Below are 933 nucleotides of genomic sequence, written 5' to 3'. Positions count from 1 at the left end.
GGCGCAGGCCGGGCAGCGGCGGCTCGCCGCGGCGGCAGGCGGCGGCCCAGGCGCGGGCGGCATCGATCAGCAGGCGCTCGGCGGGCGGCAGGTCCTCGGGGGCGGTGCCGGTATAGGGCCAGGCGGGCAGGCCGCGTGTCGCCATGGGGTGGTGGTCTCCCTGTGCTGCGGCGGCAGGGTAGTGCAATTGCGAATGAGTCGCAAATACTGCATCGGGCCGTCACCGGAAGTCGCGGGAGGGGGGCATCACCGCCGAGCCCCGCTTCGCCGCGCGGATCGCCGGGTCGCGCGGGTCGTGTAGGTTGGGGCTGCGCACCTCGTCGGCATTCGCCAGCACGCGGTCCCACTTCGCCTCCTCCAGCGCATGGAGCCCGTCGAGCAGGTGGGACCAGTCGTGCAGCCGGCGCACCACCAGGTGGATGATGGGCACTTCCGAGGTCTCCATGCGCTCCACCCGGCCCTCGGCCAGCACCAGGCGGGCGCCGACCACGGCGGCGCGGTCGCGCGCGACGATATCGGGGTAGAGCACCAGGTTGGCGGTGCCCCATTCGTCCTCGACGGTGAAGAACACCACGCCCTTGGCGCTGCCGGGGCGCTGGCGGACCAGCACCAGGCCCGGCACGCGGATCCAGCGTCCCTGGCGGGCCGCGTTCAGTGCGCGTGTGTCGGCGCCGCCGAACTCCGCCAGGCGCGGCCGCAGCAGCGCGAGCGGATGGCGGCGCAGCGAGAGGCCGGTGGCGGCGTAGTCCAGCACCGTCTCCTCGCCCGCGGTCTCCGCGGGAAGCAGGGGGGATGCGCCGTCGCGCGCCTCGGAGAGGGGCAGCGCGGCCTCCACGCCGGCGGCGTCCCACAGCGCATGGCGGCGGCCGGCGCTGAGGGAACGCAGCGCATCGGCGCGCGCCAGCGCATCCATCGCGCCGCGGTCGAGCCGCG

At 75.5% G+C, this 933-nt stretch carries 1 pseudogene; it reads right to left on the bottom strand.

Annotated features, from left to right (window positions below):
* Positions 1–220 precede the first annotated feature (220 nt).
* Positions 221–933, bottom strand: a pseudogene (locus OZN99_RS32475) (error-prone DNA polymerase); the annotation flags it as partial.

Source organism: Falsiroseomonas oryzae (genome assembly GCF_027856955.1).
Classification (GTDB): Bacteria; Pseudomonadota; Alphaproteobacteria; order Acetobacterales; family Acetobacteraceae; genus Falsiroseomonas; species Falsiroseomonas oryzae.
This window is presented reverse-complemented; position numbering and strand designations above follow the sequence as displayed.